Origin of the sequence: uncultured Hymenobacter sp., from assembly GCF_964242765.1 — a bacterium.
Taxonomy (GTDB): Bacteria; Bacteroidota; Bacteroidia; order Cytophagales; family Hymenobacteraceae; genus Hymenobacter.
In genome coordinates, this window is record NZ_CAXTBM010000003.1 from 102,307 (window position 1) to 115,740 (window position 13,434).

A 13,434-nucleotide genomic window follows, 5' to 3' on the forward strand; every position below is an offset into this window, starting at 1 on the left:
TAGAGCCTACAGCAGCTGCGCGGCGTGGTTCTTGGTATCGACTTTGGTAATCACCTTCTCGATTTTGCCTTCGGCATCAATGAGGAAGGTGTAGCGCATGGTGCCCATATACTTGCGGCCGTACATCGATTTCTCCTGCCACACGCCGTAGTCTTCTACTAGCTTCTTGTCTTCATCGACGAGTAGCGGAAACGGCAAATCATACTTAGTGGCAAACTTTTGGTGCGACTTTTCGCTGTCGATGCTGACGCCGAGCACTTGAATTCCGGCCGCTTGTAGGCTCTGGTAGTTGTCGCGCAAGTCGCAGGCCTGGGCGGTGCAGCCGGAAGTGTCGTCTTTGGGGTAGAAGTAGAGCGCCACCCGGCGGCCTTTGTAATCGGCGAGGCGGTGCGTGGTGCCATTCTGGTCTTTGGCAGTGAAATCGGGGGCGAGGTCGCCGGCTTGGGGAAGTGACATAGAACAAGTGTTTCGGCAAATGTAGCAGTAGCGCGGAAACACATGAAGCTGGACCGCCGCAGTTGCGCCAAACTAGTCAGCGCAACTGCGGCGGTCCAGCGCAAACCTTAAGGCCAGTAGGCGGCACGGAATATAATACTCGTGGCATACTTGTCTGGCTGATTCAACTTATAGACTGCTGCGAATCCACTAGGGCTTTTCGGCCATGGGTTGCGGGGTGAACAGTATCTTTTCTACCGGGAAACCTAGTTCACGGGCCTTGCCGATGAGGTGGTCGCGACGGCTACGCTCTAGGTGCGGGTTCCGGCTCAGGATCCACAGATTCTCGCGGCTAGGCGTGCCAACCAGGGCATATTGGTAGTCGGCGTAGTCGAGGTCCAGAATCCAGTAGTCGCCTTCAAAGGGCCAGAAAAAGCTGACTTTCAGCTTGGAGTACGTAGCATCCATGGTGCGGGCAATGCCCTTTGCGGTTTCAACGGGGCCGTTGAGCCCTTCTTTATGGCAGGTATTGAGCACGTCTACTTTGCCATCGGGGCGTACTTTGTACTCAGCCGTAACGTGTTGGCAGCCTTTTTCGAAGCGAGTTGGAAGCCGGGCCACTTCATACCACAAACCACTGTACTTATGCAGATTCACGTGTGGTACGGTGGGTAGCGGGGCGTACATCTTGCGGCGTACGTAGCCGTAGGCCGCTACTCCCGTAGCCACTGCGGCCACGGCCGTTGCAAACAAAACAGGCTGCCGGACTTTATTTACTTTAGTCATGATGACGAGTTGGAGTGTACGCTTGCTGTACGCGCCAGCTTAACGGTGGGATGTGTAAGCAGGAACCTTCGGCTTACGAGCTGTCCTCTCAAAAGAAAATTTGCAGTTAAAGTTAGAAAACTAGAGTACCTAGCTCCCTTCCTTTTTTAAGGAGGGCTGGCCGCAGGCCGGGGTGGCTAGCTAGAGCTAGAAAACTAAAGCTAGTTGATCGTTCAACGATCAATCAACCACCCCCAACCACTCCTCAGATGAGGAAGGAGCTAGCAGACTAGCTCTAACTTTAGAAGATTGTTCCTCTCTCTTTAGAGAGGGTTAGTGGATGAGGCGCCCTCGCTAATGCACTTAGTGCCGTTCTTTATTTTATCTTTCAAACAAGGGTGATAGTTGGCAGAAAGGCGGATTAACCAGTAGACTTTGCACTTCGATGAAAACAACAAACCTTCTGCCGCTCTCGCCAAATCAGTCTGCTGCACAGCTGCGGCACGCCCTGCAAACCAACCGCGACCAAACGCTCACGCAGCTCTATCAGCACACCTTTCCAATGGTACGGCACCATGTGTTGCAGCACGGCGGTACCGCGCAAGATGCCAAGGATGTGTTTCATGATGCGTTGGTGGTGTTCTATGAAAAAGCTGTGGCGGGTACCTTGGAACTCACGGCATCGGCTAGTACTTACCTGGTGGCCGTGGCCCGCAACATTTGGCGCCGGGAAGTAGACCGTCGGCAGCGCTGCAACCTCGCCGACCTCAACGAAGAGCACCTGCAAGTGCCCGACCAAGGAGAAGCGGCCGAAGCAGGGGCGGCGGCAGAGGAAGTATCGGTGCTGGAATACGTGGAGCGGCTAGGGGAGAAGTGCAAGAGTATTCTGCTGTCTTTCTACTATTTCCAGCAGCCCTTAGAGCAAATTGCCAGCACCCACCAGTACCGCAACGTACGCTCTGCTACAGTGCAGAAATTCAAGTGCTTGGAGCGGCTGCGCAACTCGGTGCGCAATGTGCTAGTTGAAAATTTCAGCCACTAACCTCATGCGCTCAGAGCTGAAACGCCTGCAACGAATCGAGCAGCATCTGCTAGGTGGCCCGCAACCGGGGCAAGCTGAAGAATGGGCCTTGCAGCAACTGCTCGATGCCGACCTGGAAACCGACACCGAGGCGCAGCGGCGCGTGTATCAGGGGTTGTATGTAGCGGGCCAGCGGCAGTTGCGGCGTGAGCTAGAAGTTATTCATGAGCGGCTATATGGGCCGCGCCCTGGCCGCTGGAGCCAGTTGGCCACGGTGGGCTTGCGGGCTATCCGCAACGGCTGGTGGTGGTTCCCGCGCAACCGCTAAACCTTTCTTTTCCTACTTCATCGGGGCCACCCTGAGTGTCTAGGCTTTCGAGCCGAAGGGCACCGGCATGCCTGTTATTTCCACTTTCCCATGCTGTCAACCAAACAGGAATTCCGAAAATTTGCCGTGCACGGGCAGGGCCTCAACGGCCTAAGTGTCGACCGGTATGTAAGCCGCATCGAAGGCCAGGGCTGCACGTTCGTCACCAACATGACCCGCTCCGTTATCGAGGAGCGGCCCACTCGTTTCGCGGAAATCGACGTGTTTTCGCGGCTGATTATGGACCGGATTGTGTTCCTTGGTACGGCCGTCGACGACAACATTGCCAACATCATCACGGCGCAGTTCTTGTTTCTAGAGTCAGTGAACGCCAAGAAAGATATTCTGCTCTACGTCAACTCGCCGGGGGGCTCGGTGTACGCCGGGTTTGGCATCTACGACACCATGCAATACGTCGGGCCCGATGTGGCCACTATCTGCACCGGGCTGGCAGCCAGTATGGGCGCTTTCCTGCTGTGCGGTGGTGCCATTGGCAAACGCTCAGCCCTGCCTCACGCCCGCGTCATGATTCACCAGCCCAGTAGCGGGGTGCAGGGCCCATCAGCCGACATCGAAATTACGGCTCGCGAGGTGGTGAAGCTGCGCCAGGAGCTTTACAGCATTTACGCCGAGCGCACCGGCAAAACCTACCAGCAAATTCACGACGACTCGGACCGCGACTATTGGCTGCGCGCCGACGAAGCCAAAGAATACGGCCTAATTGACGAAGTGCTGGAGCGGAAAGAGTGAGGCTGTGAACTCGTGGGAGGGGTGAACGAGTGAATGAATAGGAGCAACCCCGCCTCCTAATTTCACAAGCTTACAAGCTCACCTCTTACAGCACTACGTTCACGGCCTTCTCGTTGCCAGCTTGGTCGCGGAGGTAGAGGGTGGCGGGGCCGCGCAGGGGAGGGCCGAGCGTGTCGGAACGTTCCGAGAAAAGCGTGGCGTTTTTGTGCTCGAAGCGGAGCAAGTGGAATTGCCCGTTCACTTCCAGCTTGTAGGAAGCCAGGCCCGAAAGGTCGTCGCCGACCTTAAAGACCACGCCTGCGGGACCTTTGCGCAGCAGGCGAGCCGAGGGCGGAATAGTGTCGGTAAGAAGCTTGAACTGGCCGAAGGCTTTGATGGGCGCGGTAATAGAATTGCCTTCCCATTTGCCACCCACGTACGCCCGGCCGCCCTTGGCCGTGACGCCGTAGATGGCCGTGCGGGTTTTGTCTACCACTTCGGTTTCGGGTCTCAAGGTGAGGCTGAGGCTGTGGTAGAGCGGGGTGCGCGGCTGGTGCACCGTCCAAACGCCCGCCTTATAGCTGGTTAACACAAATAGCGTGTCAAACAGCGTTTGGGAGCCGAAACCTAGCTGCAAATTGCCGGTAGTGAAGGCGAAGTCGCGGCCGGAGGGGATGAGGGCCTGCCGGTCGAAGCGCTTGGTGATGCTGCCGAATTGCATCGAGTCGGGGAGGCCGGCGCGCAGGTCGTAGAGGTAGGTGTTTTGGCTGAGCACCGTGTAGCTCGGGCGCAGCGTGAGGCGGCGGTTGCCTTTGAAGAGCGTGAGCGGACCACTGGAAGCGGCCGTATCGGGGTCGGCGGCTACGGCTACTAGCAGGTTGCGGCTGATGTCGTAGCGCAGGACCGGCTTTTTCACCAGCGTCGAGCGGGTTTTGTAGTACACCGGCTGCTGGCCCCGCAGCACAAAGCGCAGGGGCGTAGTGTTACCATAGGAGTCGGCGAGCAGGATTTCCACGGCGTATAATTTGCCGTCTTCCACGCGCAGGCGGCCTTTTTCGGGGCCGGTGGTGTACATCGTCAGGTCGTTGCCGTCGTCTACAAACAGCTTCTCGAACTGCCGTCCTTGCGTGTAGCGCCACTCATAATCCATGTGCTGGTTGACTTGGCGGGTGCCCTCCGGAAAAGGCACATCATCCACTACGTGGCGATAGAAGGGCTGCCCGTTGACCCGAATTTCCACTCGTTGCAAACCGTTTTTGTTCCAGACCCCGTCAAATCGGTCGAAGCCTTGCAGTAGGAGGCCAACCGAACCGAATGCGGAAATGGTATCGGCCCATACGTAGCCCCCGCCATTGGGCAAGGGCGGCGTTTTGGGCACGAACACCGATTTGCCAAAGACCCCCTGCACGCGTGCTTCAATGCCCAACGCCTCCACGGCAAACGCCTGGAGCATGGGCGCTATGTGGTCCTGAATCTCAGTGAAGCCCCCCCATTGCAGCGGGTTTAGCTGGTGGTCTTGGGCGTTGCGCACTTCCCAGTGCAGGTGCGGGCCCGCCGAGCCCCCCGTATTCCCCGACAGGGCCACCACTTCGCCGCGCTTCACCGGAAACTGGTTGGGCTTGAAAAATAGCTCTAGCTCGTAGCTCTGCTTCTCGTATTGGCGCTGCAACAGCTCGGCGGCCGTAGCGCCCAGAAAGTGGTTGAGGTGGCCGTACACCGTGGTTAGCCCATTGGGGTGGGTGATATAGAGCACATTGCCGTAGCCGAAGCTGCTCTGCTTCAGCCGCGAAATGTAGCCGTCGGCGGCGGCATATACGGGCAGGTCCACGCGGCCGTCAGTCTTGATGTCGAGGCCACCGTGAAAGTGGTTTGGCCTAAGCTCGCCCATGCTAGCGGCCAAGAAATTGGTTTTGCCCGGCTTGATGGGCAACAAGAAGTAGCCGTTGGGCACCACCGGCTGCGGACCAGCGGGCGTTTCAGCGGTAGGCTCTGAAATAACAGAATCGGGTTCTTGCCCGCCGCAAGAAGCTGGTTGGAGTCCTAAAATCAGCAGAAACAGGGGGAGAAGGGAGAAACTCAACAGCCGCCGCGGCGGAGAAATCAACTTATTGGGCATTCGCAAAATCAATCAGCAAGTACAAAAACACAGAAGCAAACGCCGGGTACGGCGTCCCGCTGACGGGGTTGTTCTGTCAATCATTAGGTGGAGGAAGGCGAAGTGCCCCAAGCTGGCCAGCTTGGAGCTACACCCATTGTCAAAGTAAAGGTTAGGCGGCAGGAATCAACGCACTTAGGAGGCCTATCGTATCGTCCGTCCTGCTTGCTCTGGCGTCTGCTGGTCGCACGCCAGAGGCTTCACCCTGCTCAGCAGGACGCACGTTTGATTTCGCTACTTCACCGCCACGTCCAGCATTTTTTCGTCGCCGATATAGCCCGTGAGCTGGTCGCCGATTTTCACGGGGCCTACGCCGCTTGGGGTGCCGGTAAAAATAAGGTCGCCCATTTTCAGGGTTATAAACTTGGAAATGTAGCTGATGATGGCGTCGAAGGGGTGTAGCATGAGGCCGGAGTTGCCTTGCTGGCGCACTTCGCCGTTCACTTCCAGCCGGAAATTGATGTCTTTCGGATTCGGAAAGTCACTGACGGGTTTGAACGTTTCGCCGAGCGGGGCCGAGCCGTCGAAGCCTTTGGCCAATTCCCAAGGCAAGCCTTTGCTTTTCAGCTTGCTTTGCAAGTCGCGGGCCGTGAAGTCGATGCCCAGGCCGATGGCATCGTAGTAAGTATGGGCAAACTTCTCGTCGATGTTCTTGCCGTTCTTGCACACCCGCAGCACCAGCTCGATTTCGTGGTGAATGTCCTGCGAGAAATCGGGGTAGAAGAAGGGTTGGTTGCGTTGGAGCAGGGCCGTGTCGGGCTTAGAGAAAATGACGGGCGCGTCGGGCGTTTCGTTTTGGAGTTCGGTGATATGGTCGGCGTAGTTGCGGCCGATGCAGAGGATTTTCATGGGGCAGTTAAAGTCTTGGGAAGCTTGGGTTTCGGAGGCAAGAACGTGCTGCAAAGGAATCGAAGCATCTGGGCCGCTAACGTTTTTCTGAGGGTAGGCAAAGCGGAAGACACCCCGGTTAAGACAACAGAACAACTTATCCAGGCAACCAAAATTAGCGGTTAATTCGCGGCCCGAAAACCAGAAAGGCAATTAGCTGCTTGACCTACCGAGCTGGGCCGGGGGGTAGCCAAACTTTTTTTGGGTTCTTCAACGTATAGGGGAGCATCTTTAAAAACCGATATACTGCCGAGCTAGGCTGGGGCAGTACTCTGTTTACTTGTTCTGTTTTTCTCCAACGTCACCGCACTTATGCTCAAGAACATAGCCTTGGTCAGTTGTCTGGTTATGGCCGCTGCCTGCTCTACCGTTCCCATTACGGGCCGCCGCCAACTCAGCCTCGTTTCCGATGCCGAAATGAACTCGATGGCCGCTACCGAATATCAAAAAGTACTTGCTTCCAGTAAGGTTGTCAGCAGCGGCACGCAGGCGGCCATGGTGCAGCGTGTGGGGCAACGTATTCAACAGGCCGTAGAAACATACTTCCGGCAGCAAAATCAACAGAGCCAGCTCGAAGGCTACGCTTGGGAATACAATCTGCTCGATGACAAGCAGGAAAACGCTTGGTGTATGCCGGGCGGCAAAGTGGCCGTTTATAGCGGCATCTTGCCCATCACGCAAGATGAAACCGGTTTGGCCGTAGTGTTAGGCCACGAAATTGCGCACGCCGTAGCCAGGCACAGCACCGAGCGTATGAGCCAGCAGATGGCCACGCAAAATTTAGGAGGAGTGCTATCGGCGGCCGTGGGGCAAAACCCCACGGGCACGCAGAACGTGTTTTTACAGGCCGTAGGTCTTGGTTCGCAGTTGGGCCTGTTGAAGTACGGCCGGAGCCAAGAGTCGGAAGCCGACCACTTAGGACTGATCTTTATGGCTATGGCGGGTTATGACCCCGACAAAGCCGTGGGGTTCTGGCAGCGCATGGACGCCCGCGAGGGAGAAGCTTCACCACCAGAGTTTCTTTCCACTCACCCCTCCAATGGCACACGCGTTGCTGCCATTCAGCGAGAATTACCGGAGGCTCGCAAATACTATAAGCGTTAACTCGCCTCGACCCGTTACCTTTCCGGCATGATGATTATGATGCCCCGTTTTTTGCGCCTGTTGTTGGCTTCTGCACTGCTTACCACCGTGTTGCCCGCTTGCGAAACCACGAAGAAAGGTATTCCCGAATTCACGTCGCCCGATAAAAGTGATATCAGCCGCAAGCAAGAGCCGAGCAGCAAGATTGTGGCATCGGTGGGAGAGAAAGGCATGATTAAATACCTGATACCGCGTGAGCAGCTGGCCCAGTCTTTCACCCGCCAATTCGGCGACGGCACCAGCATCGACAAAACCATGGTGCGCAAAGTACAGGGCGACCCCAAAGATCCGGCTTCCTATTATTTAGTGGGGTTGGGTTTGCGCAACGGCATGTTTCGGGGGATGGCCATTCCGCTCACGCTGGCTTCCGAATCGGAGCTGATGTTGCGCTCCAACGCCTCCCGTTACATCATTTCGGGAGTAGGCTGCACATTTTGTTTTTTCAACTTCGAGAGCAATGATATTGTGGGCACTACCTGCGAGGAAAACTCCGGTGGTAGTAGCTGCGACTTGCGCGTAATCGACAACAACACCTTTTTCCCCCGCTAGCCATGCTCAGCCGCAAATGGATTATGCGTCTCTCCCTCACGGCCTTGGCGCTACTACTCACCACCGACCGGCGCCGACCCAAGCCCGAGCATTTGCCTAAACCAACGGAGCCCGAGAAATAGACAGAGCCCGCCATCAGCGGGCTTTTTTCATGCTGGAGAGGTGACGCTCGAAAGCAGCCGCTCGGACTGCGTAGCAATTAAGTCTAGTTACTGGGCTTATGCTACCCAGCGGTTTCAATGAAACCAGCAATGCGCTTAACCAGCAAATCCGGGTTCACGCGCTCCAAGGGATGCGGCGTGTTCATCAGGATTTCGAAGGTGGCGTGGGTCATGTGGTCGGTGAAGTAGCGCGAGGCATCTACGCCGGCGGTTTTGTCGAGCTCACCTACCATCACCTGCACCGGCACATCGAGAGTGGCCAAGATGCCCGGCGTGAGTAGTGGGGCCTTGCCGAGGCGGCGCATCATGGCGGCCGTAGCCGCGAGCAAGTCGGGGAGGGGCGTGGGGGCGTGTTGCTGCTCTAGCTGGGTCACGTACTGAGGTACTTTTGCGCGCAGGGTATCGAGGTCCAGAAAGCGCGTTTCCACAGCCGCCGTAGCCGGCGACCAGTCGAGCTTGGTGCCAAGCGTGGTGATGCTGCGAATAGTACCTGGTGCGGCGGCTGCCGCCGCTAAGGCAGCGTAGCCGCCCATGCTGTAGCCAAAAATGTGGACTGGTGGCAAACCGTGCTCCTGAACAAACTGCTTCACTTCTGCTGCAAACCCCTGCATTGAAAACCCGTCCGTATCCAGCGGCCGACCACCGTGCCCGCTAAACGAAAAAGTATGGACGTTGTAAAACGCCGACAACTCGCGAGCCAACGGCTTCAGCTGTGTTTCACAGGCTAAGGCGCCGTGCAGCAGGAGCAAAGATTGTTTCATAAGATCTGGTACTTGATGCCTAGTGGCACTGGTTCGGCTGCTTCAACGAGTGAAAGTGGAGGCAGCCGAACTACCGCCCCTAAGCACTAACAACTTCCGCGGCCAACTGCTTCAAATCCAGTCCATCAAACGTGCCCGAGGACATCATCAGCAGGTTGGCGTCTTGCCAGTTCTGCGTGTGCAGGTAGTGCGCCAGCTGTTTACTGTCGGTGAAAACCTGCAAATCGGGGCGGTTGAAGGCCTGGGCTACTTGCTCGGGCGCCAGGGGCGGCAGGCGCTTGTGCTCCAGCACGTGCGGGTTGAAATACACTACGGCCACGTCGGGGGCATCGAAGGTGTGGGCGTACTGAGGCAGGAACGCCGGGTTCAAGCTGCTGAACGTGTGCAGCTCCAAACAGGCTACCAGTCGGCGCTTCGGGAATTGCTTTTTAAAGGCGGTGGCCGTGGCTTTCAGCTTGCTTGGGGCGTGGGCAAAATCCTTGTACACCACTGAGTCGTCGCCTTCGGCTACTAGCTCCAGCCGGCGGGCCGCGCCCTTGAACGTAGCCAAGGCCTCGTAAAACGGCTTTCCTTTGATGCCTAATTGCTTGCAGACTTCTTTGGCGGCCGAAATGTTGCGCAGGTTGTGTTCACCAAATACCTGCACGGGCACCTTCTCGTCTTTTTTGTTGAGCAAGAACGTTTTGCCGTCCTTGATTACGTGCTCGTGCGGGCCGTAGCCGATGTATTCCACATCGGGGCTGCTAGGCACCGTCACGAGCTGCACTTGCTCGTCGTCCTGGTCGTAGATGAGCGTGCCGGCTTTGGGCGTCATCTCGGCGAAGATCTTGAACTGCTCCCGGTAGATTTCCTCGGTAGCAAACACGTTGATATGGTCCCAGCTGATGCCGGAAATGACGCCAATGTGGTGCTGGTAAAGGTGAAACTTCGGCCGCCGGTCAATCGGCGACGACAGGTACTCATCGCCCTCGATGATGATAATGGGCGCGTCTTCGGTGAGTTGCACCATCAAGTCGAAGCCTTCGAGCTGGGCCCCTACTGCGTAGTCAAACTTGCGGCCGTGGTAGCGCAGTACGTGCAAAATCAGGGACGTGATGCTGGTTTTGCCGTGCGAGCCGCCAATTACCACCCGCTGCTTGTCTTTGGACGCCTCGTAGATGAACTCGGGAAACGAGTACACCCGTAGGCCCAGCTCCTGCGCCCGCAACAGCTCCGGGTTGTCGGCCCGCGCGTGCATCCCGATAATCACGGCATCCAAGTCGGCGGTTATTTTTTCGGGAAACCAGCCCTCGGCAGTGGGTAATAGGCCGGCGGCTTGCAAGCGGCTTTTGGCCGGCTCAAATATCTCGTCGTCGGAGCCCGTGACGTGAGCCCCGCGCTGGTGCAGGGCCAAAGCCAGATTGTGCATGATGCTGCCCCCAACGGCAGTCAGGTGAAGGCGTTGAAGGGAAGAGGTGGGCGTAGCGGCCATTCAGGGAAGTGGGTAAGCGGGCGGCAAAGGTAAGAAGGAGCTAGGAGCTAGAAGGTAGAAGCTGAGAAACACAACTTTTTTTCGCGGTTTACTTATGTCTGCTAACTTCAGCTCCTGGTCCGCGCCCTTCTCCTCATCATACACAAAAGAAACCATTTCTACCACTTCCGGATTGTAAGGCCCAGCCGTTAGCTTTGTGCCCCTTCAAGAAAATATCAGGCAGGGAAAACAGTTTGATGGGCACGAAGTCAAACTAGCGCCAACTGAAAACTGCCCGAACCTGCTTACATTGTATTGCTTACTTTAGTAATGAACGACCGGATGGATGACCGCTTGAAATTATCAGCCTCGCGTGCCAAAGCCGCCTGGAACAGCCGCCCGGCGGTAGTTCCGGCGGGTGGCCCAGCGGGCAAGCTGCCGCCACAGGCTCTGGAGCTAGAAGCCGCCGTACTGGGTGCGCTCATGCTCGAAAAGGACGCCCTAACCACCGTAATCGACATTCTTAAAGAGCAGAGCTTCTATAAAGACGGGCACCAGCGCATCTTCAAGGCCATTCTCAATCTGTTTGATAAGTCGGAGCCTATTGATATTCTGACCGTTACGCATGAGTTGCGCGAGATGGGCGAGTTGGAGGCGGCCGGTGGGGCGCACTACGTGGCCAACCTCACGTTCAAGGTCAACTCGGCGGCCAACGTGGAGTACCATGCCCGTATCATCACCGAAAACGCCATCAAGCGCGAGCTGATCAATATTGCCAGTACTATTCAACGCGACGCTTTCGAGGATACCACCGACGTGTTCAACCTGCTCGACAGCACCGAGCAAGCCCTGTTTGAAGTATCGGAATCCAACATTCGGAAGAACTTCGACGACATGCGCAGCCTGATGGGCAAGGCCATCAAAGAGCTGGAAGAAAAGAAAAACCAGAAGGACGGCCTCACCGGCGTACCCTCCGGCTTCTCGGCCCTGGACCGCGTAACCAGCGGCTGGCAACCCTCTGACCTCGTGATTATTGCGGCGCGACCGGGCATGGGTAAAACGGCCTTCGTAGTATCGGCGATGCGCAACGCGGCGGTGGAGTTCAAGAAACCGGTGGCTATTTTCTCGCTGGAAATGTCGTCCCTACAGCTCGTGAATCGTCTGATTTCGGCGGAGGCGGAGTTGGATTCCGAGAAAATCAAGAAAGGCAATCTGGCCGACTACGAGTGGGCGCAGCTTAACCACAAAATTTCGGCTTTGTCGTCAGCCCCCATCTACATTGATGATACGCCGGGCCTTAGTATTCGGGAATTGCGTACCAAATGCCGCCGCCTGAAAGCGCACCACGATATTTCGATGATTATCATCGACTACTTGCAGCTGATGACCGGCAACACCGACGGCAAGGGCATGGGCAACCGCGAACAGGAAATTGCTAGTATCTCGCGGGCACTCAAAGGCATTGCCAAAGAGCTGAATGTGCCCGTATTGGCTTTGTCGCAGCTCTCGCGCTCCGTCGAAACCCGCGGCGGCGACAAGAAGCCCCAACTTAGTGACCTTCGCGAATCGGGCTCTATCGAGCAGGACGCCGACATGGTAATCTTCTTGTACCGGCCTGAGTACTACAAGATTACCGAAGACGAAATGGGCAATCCCACGCAGGGCACCGGCGAGGTTATCATTGCCAAGCACCGCAATGGCTCCCTGGAAACGGTGCAACTCAAGTTCATCGGCAAGTTCACCAAGTTTGCCGACCTCGACGGTGCCGGCGGCTTCGGCGACGCCGGTAGTTTCAATACGGGCGCCTTCCCAAGCAGCACATTCGACGAAGATCCTTCGGCTTTCGCCCCAAACACCATTCGCCTGGGTTCGCGCATCAACAATGACGGGCCACCTCCCGCGCAGCCGTTCCCCCGCAGCAACTTCGACGACGGTCCGCCACCGTTCTAGAACAGAAAGGGCCAGCCGAGAACGGCTGGCCCTTTGCTTTTCAAGTGGCTATTACTGCGGTTTCCACATTGGAGCAGAGGCTGTAGTGCGAAGCCTCTGCCAGCCAGTACTCTAACCAGAGAATTACTCTAGCTCGTGCAGTAGAACTATATCCACGGGGCGTCATGCTGAGTCCATGGGCTCCATAAAGATCGGCTATAAGTTAACCTTAGATGCCGGTATCGTAGTCGGAATCGGCAGCGCCGGAGTAGGAGCCTGCGCTGCCTTGCGAACCTGCGCCACGGTAGGCGGAAGAACCGGAACCATAGCTAGATGGGGCATCGGAATCGGTGGAGTAGCTGCCACCTGAGCGGGATACGTTTTGCCGGTCGAAGCTAGCGCCTGCATCAGGGTTGGGGCCCATGTCCATGCGACGGCTAGTATCGGGCCGCGAACCGGCCGAGTAGTACTGTCCGCTGCTGGAATAGCCGCTGCGGGAGGAGTAATTCTGCTCGGGGGCCTGGTATGAGTGGCTGGTGCTAGGCGAAGACCTGTAGCGGCCCGCCTCTTTTTTAGAGGACTTGCCCGAGCGCATGGCCAGATAGCCGATGCCAACCAGGGCCGCAGCGCCAGCTACTTTTTGCGTGGTGCTCATTTTATTTACTTGTCCGCCTACTTGGCCCCACGTTTTGCCTACCTGATTCCAGGAGTTAGAGAAGAAGTCGCGCACCCCCTGCGGTAGTTGGTCCACTACCTTTTGCAGGTTGGCAAGATCCGACCAGTCCGTGCTATCAGCGGATCTTTGGCCCGTGCCGTTGGAGGTGTCGGAGGCAGTAGAGCCGCTGGTTTCTGCGTTAGTAGAGGCGGTTGGTTGCGTGTTCTGGTCTTGGTCGGAGGCTGAAGAGTTGGCAGATTGAGTGGGTTCCATGGATTACATTCAATTAAGGGTAAATGATAGTAGCAGTCCACCTGACTGCTAGCTAGCTATCCGCAAGGAAGGGCCAGTAGGTTGCAGAGGAGCTCCTGCTTTTTTGAATTTGGCCATGATTTTATTGTTGATAAACAAGCTATCAGCTCTCTA

At 56.7% G+C, this 13,434-nt stretch carries 13 protein-coding genes; 6 read left to right on the top strand and 7 right to left on the bottom strand.

All coding sequences use genetic code 11. The features are described 5' to 3' along the window. Window positions 1-6 precede the first annotated feature (6 nt). Both bcp and ACFE7X_RS02185 read right to left on the bottom strand, forming a co-directional pair. Window positions 7-456 carry a thioredoxin-dependent thiol peroxidase gene (bcp, locus tag ACFE7X_RS02180; RefSeq protein ID WP_375434017.1) on the bottom strand — a complete coding sequence of 150 codons (450 nt, stop codon included), beginning with the start codon at window positions 454-456 and terminating at the stop codon, window positions 7-9. Window positions 457-645: 189 nt separating this feature from the next. After that, window positions 646-1,221 carry a lipocalin family protein gene (locus tag ACFE7X_RS02185; RefSeq protein ID WP_375434018.1) on the bottom strand — a complete coding sequence of 192 codons (576 nt, stop codon included), beginning with the start codon at window positions 1,219-1,221 and terminating at the stop codon, window positions 646-648. 424 nt (window positions 1,222-1,645) lie between these two features. Here ACFE7X_RS02185 and ACFE7X_RS02190 point away from each other — a divergent pair, with 424 nt between their 5' ends. The 3 genes from ACFE7X_RS02190 to ACFE7X_RS02200 all read left to right on the top strand — a co-directional run bounded on the left by ACFE7X_RS02190 (window position 1,646) and on the right by ACFE7X_RS02200 (window position 3,338). Beyond that, window positions 1,646-2,242 carry an RNA polymerase sigma factor gene (locus ACFE7X_RS02190; protein WP_375434019.1) on the top strand — a complete coding sequence of 199 codons (597 nt, stop codon included), beginning with the start codon at window positions 1,646-1,648 and terminating at the stop codon, window positions 2,240-2,242. A 4-nt stretch (window positions 2,243-2,246) separates the two neighbouring features. Continuing rightward, window positions 2,247-2,549 (top strand): hypothetical protein, encoded by a 303-nt coding sequence (locus ACFE7X_RS02195; RefSeq protein WP_375434020.1) that lies wholly within the window; start codon window positions 2,247-2,249, stop codon window positions 2,547-2,549. Window positions 2,550-2,639: 90 nt separating this feature from the next. Then, window positions 2,640-3,338 carry a ClpP family protease gene (locus ACFE7X_RS02200; protein ID WP_375434021.1) on the top strand — a complete coding sequence of 233 codons (699 nt, stop codon included), beginning with the start codon at window positions 2,640-2,642 and terminating at the stop codon, window positions 3,336-3,338. A gap of 85 nt (window positions 3,339-3,423) precedes the next feature. On the opposite strand, the gene ACFE7X_RS02205 is transcribed toward ACFE7X_RS02200, so the two are convergent. Together ACFE7X_RS02205 and ACFE7X_RS02210 are read right to left on the bottom strand one after the other, a co-directional pair. Then, window positions 3,424-5,433 carry a M23 family metallopeptidase gene (locus tag ACFE7X_RS02205; protein ID WP_375434022.1) on the bottom strand — a complete coding sequence of 670 codons (2,010 nt, stop codon included), beginning with the start codon at window positions 5,431-5,433 and terminating at the stop codon, window positions 3,424-3,426. A gap of 273 nt (window positions 5,434-5,706) precedes the next feature. Next, a complete protein-coding gene (locus ACFE7X_RS02210; RefSeq protein ID WP_375434023.1) occupies window positions 5,707-6,321 on the bottom strand; it encodes a fumarylacetoacetate hydrolase family protein in 615 nt (204 codons plus the stop codon). Between the two features lie 351 nt (window positions 6,322-6,672). Here ACFE7X_RS02210 and ACFE7X_RS02215 point away from each other — a divergent pair, with 351 nt between their 5' ends. Beyond that, entirely contained in the window at window positions 6,673-7,464 is a 792-nt protein-coding gene (locus ACFE7X_RS02215) for a M48 family metallopeptidase (RefSeq protein ID WP_375434024.1), read from the top strand. Between the two features lie 36 nt (window positions 7,465-7,500). Then, window positions 7,501-8,052 carry a hypothetical protein gene (locus ACFE7X_RS02220; RefSeq protein WP_375434025.1) on the top strand — a complete coding sequence of 184 codons (552 nt, stop codon included), beginning with the start codon at window positions 7,501-7,503 and terminating at the stop codon, window positions 8,050-8,052. A gap of 223 nt (window positions 8,053-8,275) precedes the next feature. Here the strand turns inward: ACFE7X_RS02220 and ACFE7X_RS02225 are convergent, their stop codons facing one another. Both ACFE7X_RS02225 and murC read right to left on the bottom strand, forming a co-directional pair. Then, window positions 8,276-8,974 carry an alpha/beta fold hydrolase gene (locus ACFE7X_RS02225; protein ID WP_375434026.1) on the bottom strand — a complete coding sequence of 233 codons (699 nt, stop codon included), beginning with the start codon at window positions 8,972-8,974 and terminating at the stop codon, window positions 8,276-8,278. Window positions 8,975-9,053: 79 nt separating this feature from the next. Continuing rightward, window positions 9,054-10,445 (bottom strand): UDP-N-acetylmuramate--L-alanine ligase, encoded by a 1,392-nt coding sequence (gene murC / locus ACFE7X_RS02230; protein ID WP_375434027.1) that lies wholly within the window; start codon window positions 10,443-10,445, stop codon window positions 9,054-9,056. Between the two features lie 309 nt (window positions 10,446-10,754). On the opposite strand from murC, the gene dnaB reads away from it, so the two are divergent. Next, the gene (dnaB, locus tag ACFE7X_RS02235; protein WP_375434028.1) at window positions 10,755-12,374 is read left to right on the top strand and encodes a replicative DNA helicase; all 1,620 of its coding nucleotides are present in this window, start codon (window positions 10,755-10,757) and stop codon (window positions 12,372-12,374) included. Window positions 12,375-12,582: 208 nt separating this feature from the next. Here the strand turns inward: dnaB and ACFE7X_RS02240 are convergent, their stop codons facing one another. Next, window positions 12,583-13,281, bottom strand: a complete 699-nt coding sequence (locus ACFE7X_RS02240; protein ID WP_375434029.1) for a hypothetical protein — start codon at window positions 13,279-13,281, stop codon at window positions 12,583-12,585. Window positions 13,282-13,434: the final 153 nt, after the last annotated feature.

Excerpts from the sequence above, each read along its gene's own strand:
- ACFE7X_RS02185 (WP_375434018.1), bottom strand. The coding sequence starts at position 1,221 with ATGACTAAAGTAAATAAAGTCCGGCAGCCTGTTTTGTTTGCAACGGCC.
- ACFE7X_RS02240 (WP_375434029.1), bottom strand. The coding sequence starts at position 13,281 with ATGGAACCCACTCAATCTGCCAACTCTTCAGCCTCCGACCAAGACCAG.
- ACFE7X_RS02225 (WP_375434026.1), bottom strand. The coding sequence starts at position 8,974 with ATGAAACAATCTTTGCTCCTGCTGCACGGCGCCTTAGCCTGTGAAACA.
- ACFE7X_RS02210 (WP_375434023.1), bottom strand. The coding sequence starts at position 6,321 with ATGAAAATCCTCTGCATCGGCCGCAACTACGCCGACCATATCACCGAA.
- ACFE7X_RS02200 (WP_375434021.1), top strand. The coding sequence starts at position 2,640 with ATGCTGTCAACCAAACAGGAATTCCGAAAATTTGCCGTGCACGGGCAG.
- ACFE7X_RS02220 (WP_375434025.1), top strand. The coding sequence starts at position 7,501 with ATGATGCCCCGTTTTTTGCGCCTGTTGTTGGCTTCTGCACTGCTTACC.
- murC (WP_375434027.1), bottom strand. The coding sequence starts at position 10,445 with ATGGCCGCTACGCCCACCTCTTCCCTTCAACGCCTTCACCTGACTGCC.
- ACFE7X_RS02190 (WP_375434019.1), top strand. The coding sequence starts at position 1,646 with ATGAAAACAACAAACCTTCTGCCGCTCTCGCCAAATCAGTCTGCTGCA.
- ACFE7X_RS02205 (WP_375434022.1), bottom strand. The coding sequence starts at position 5,433 with ATGCCCAATAAGTTGATTTCTCCGCCGCGGCGGCTGTTGAGTTTCTCC.
- ACFE7X_RS02215 (WP_375434024.1), top strand. The coding sequence starts at position 6,673 with ATGCTCAAGAACATAGCCTTGGTCAGTTGTCTGGTTATGGCCGCTGCC.
- ACFE7X_RS02195 (WP_375434020.1), top strand. The coding sequence starts at position 2,247 with ATGCGCTCAGAGCTGAAACGCCTGCAACGAATCGAGCAGCATCTGCTA.
- dnaB (WP_375434028.1), top strand. The coding sequence starts at position 10,755 with ATGAACGACCGGATGGATGACCGCTTGAAATTATCAGCCTCGCGTGCC.
- bcp (WP_375434017.1), bottom strand. The coding sequence starts at position 456 with ATGTCACTTCCCCAAGCCGGCGACCTCGCCCCCGATTTCACTGCCAAA.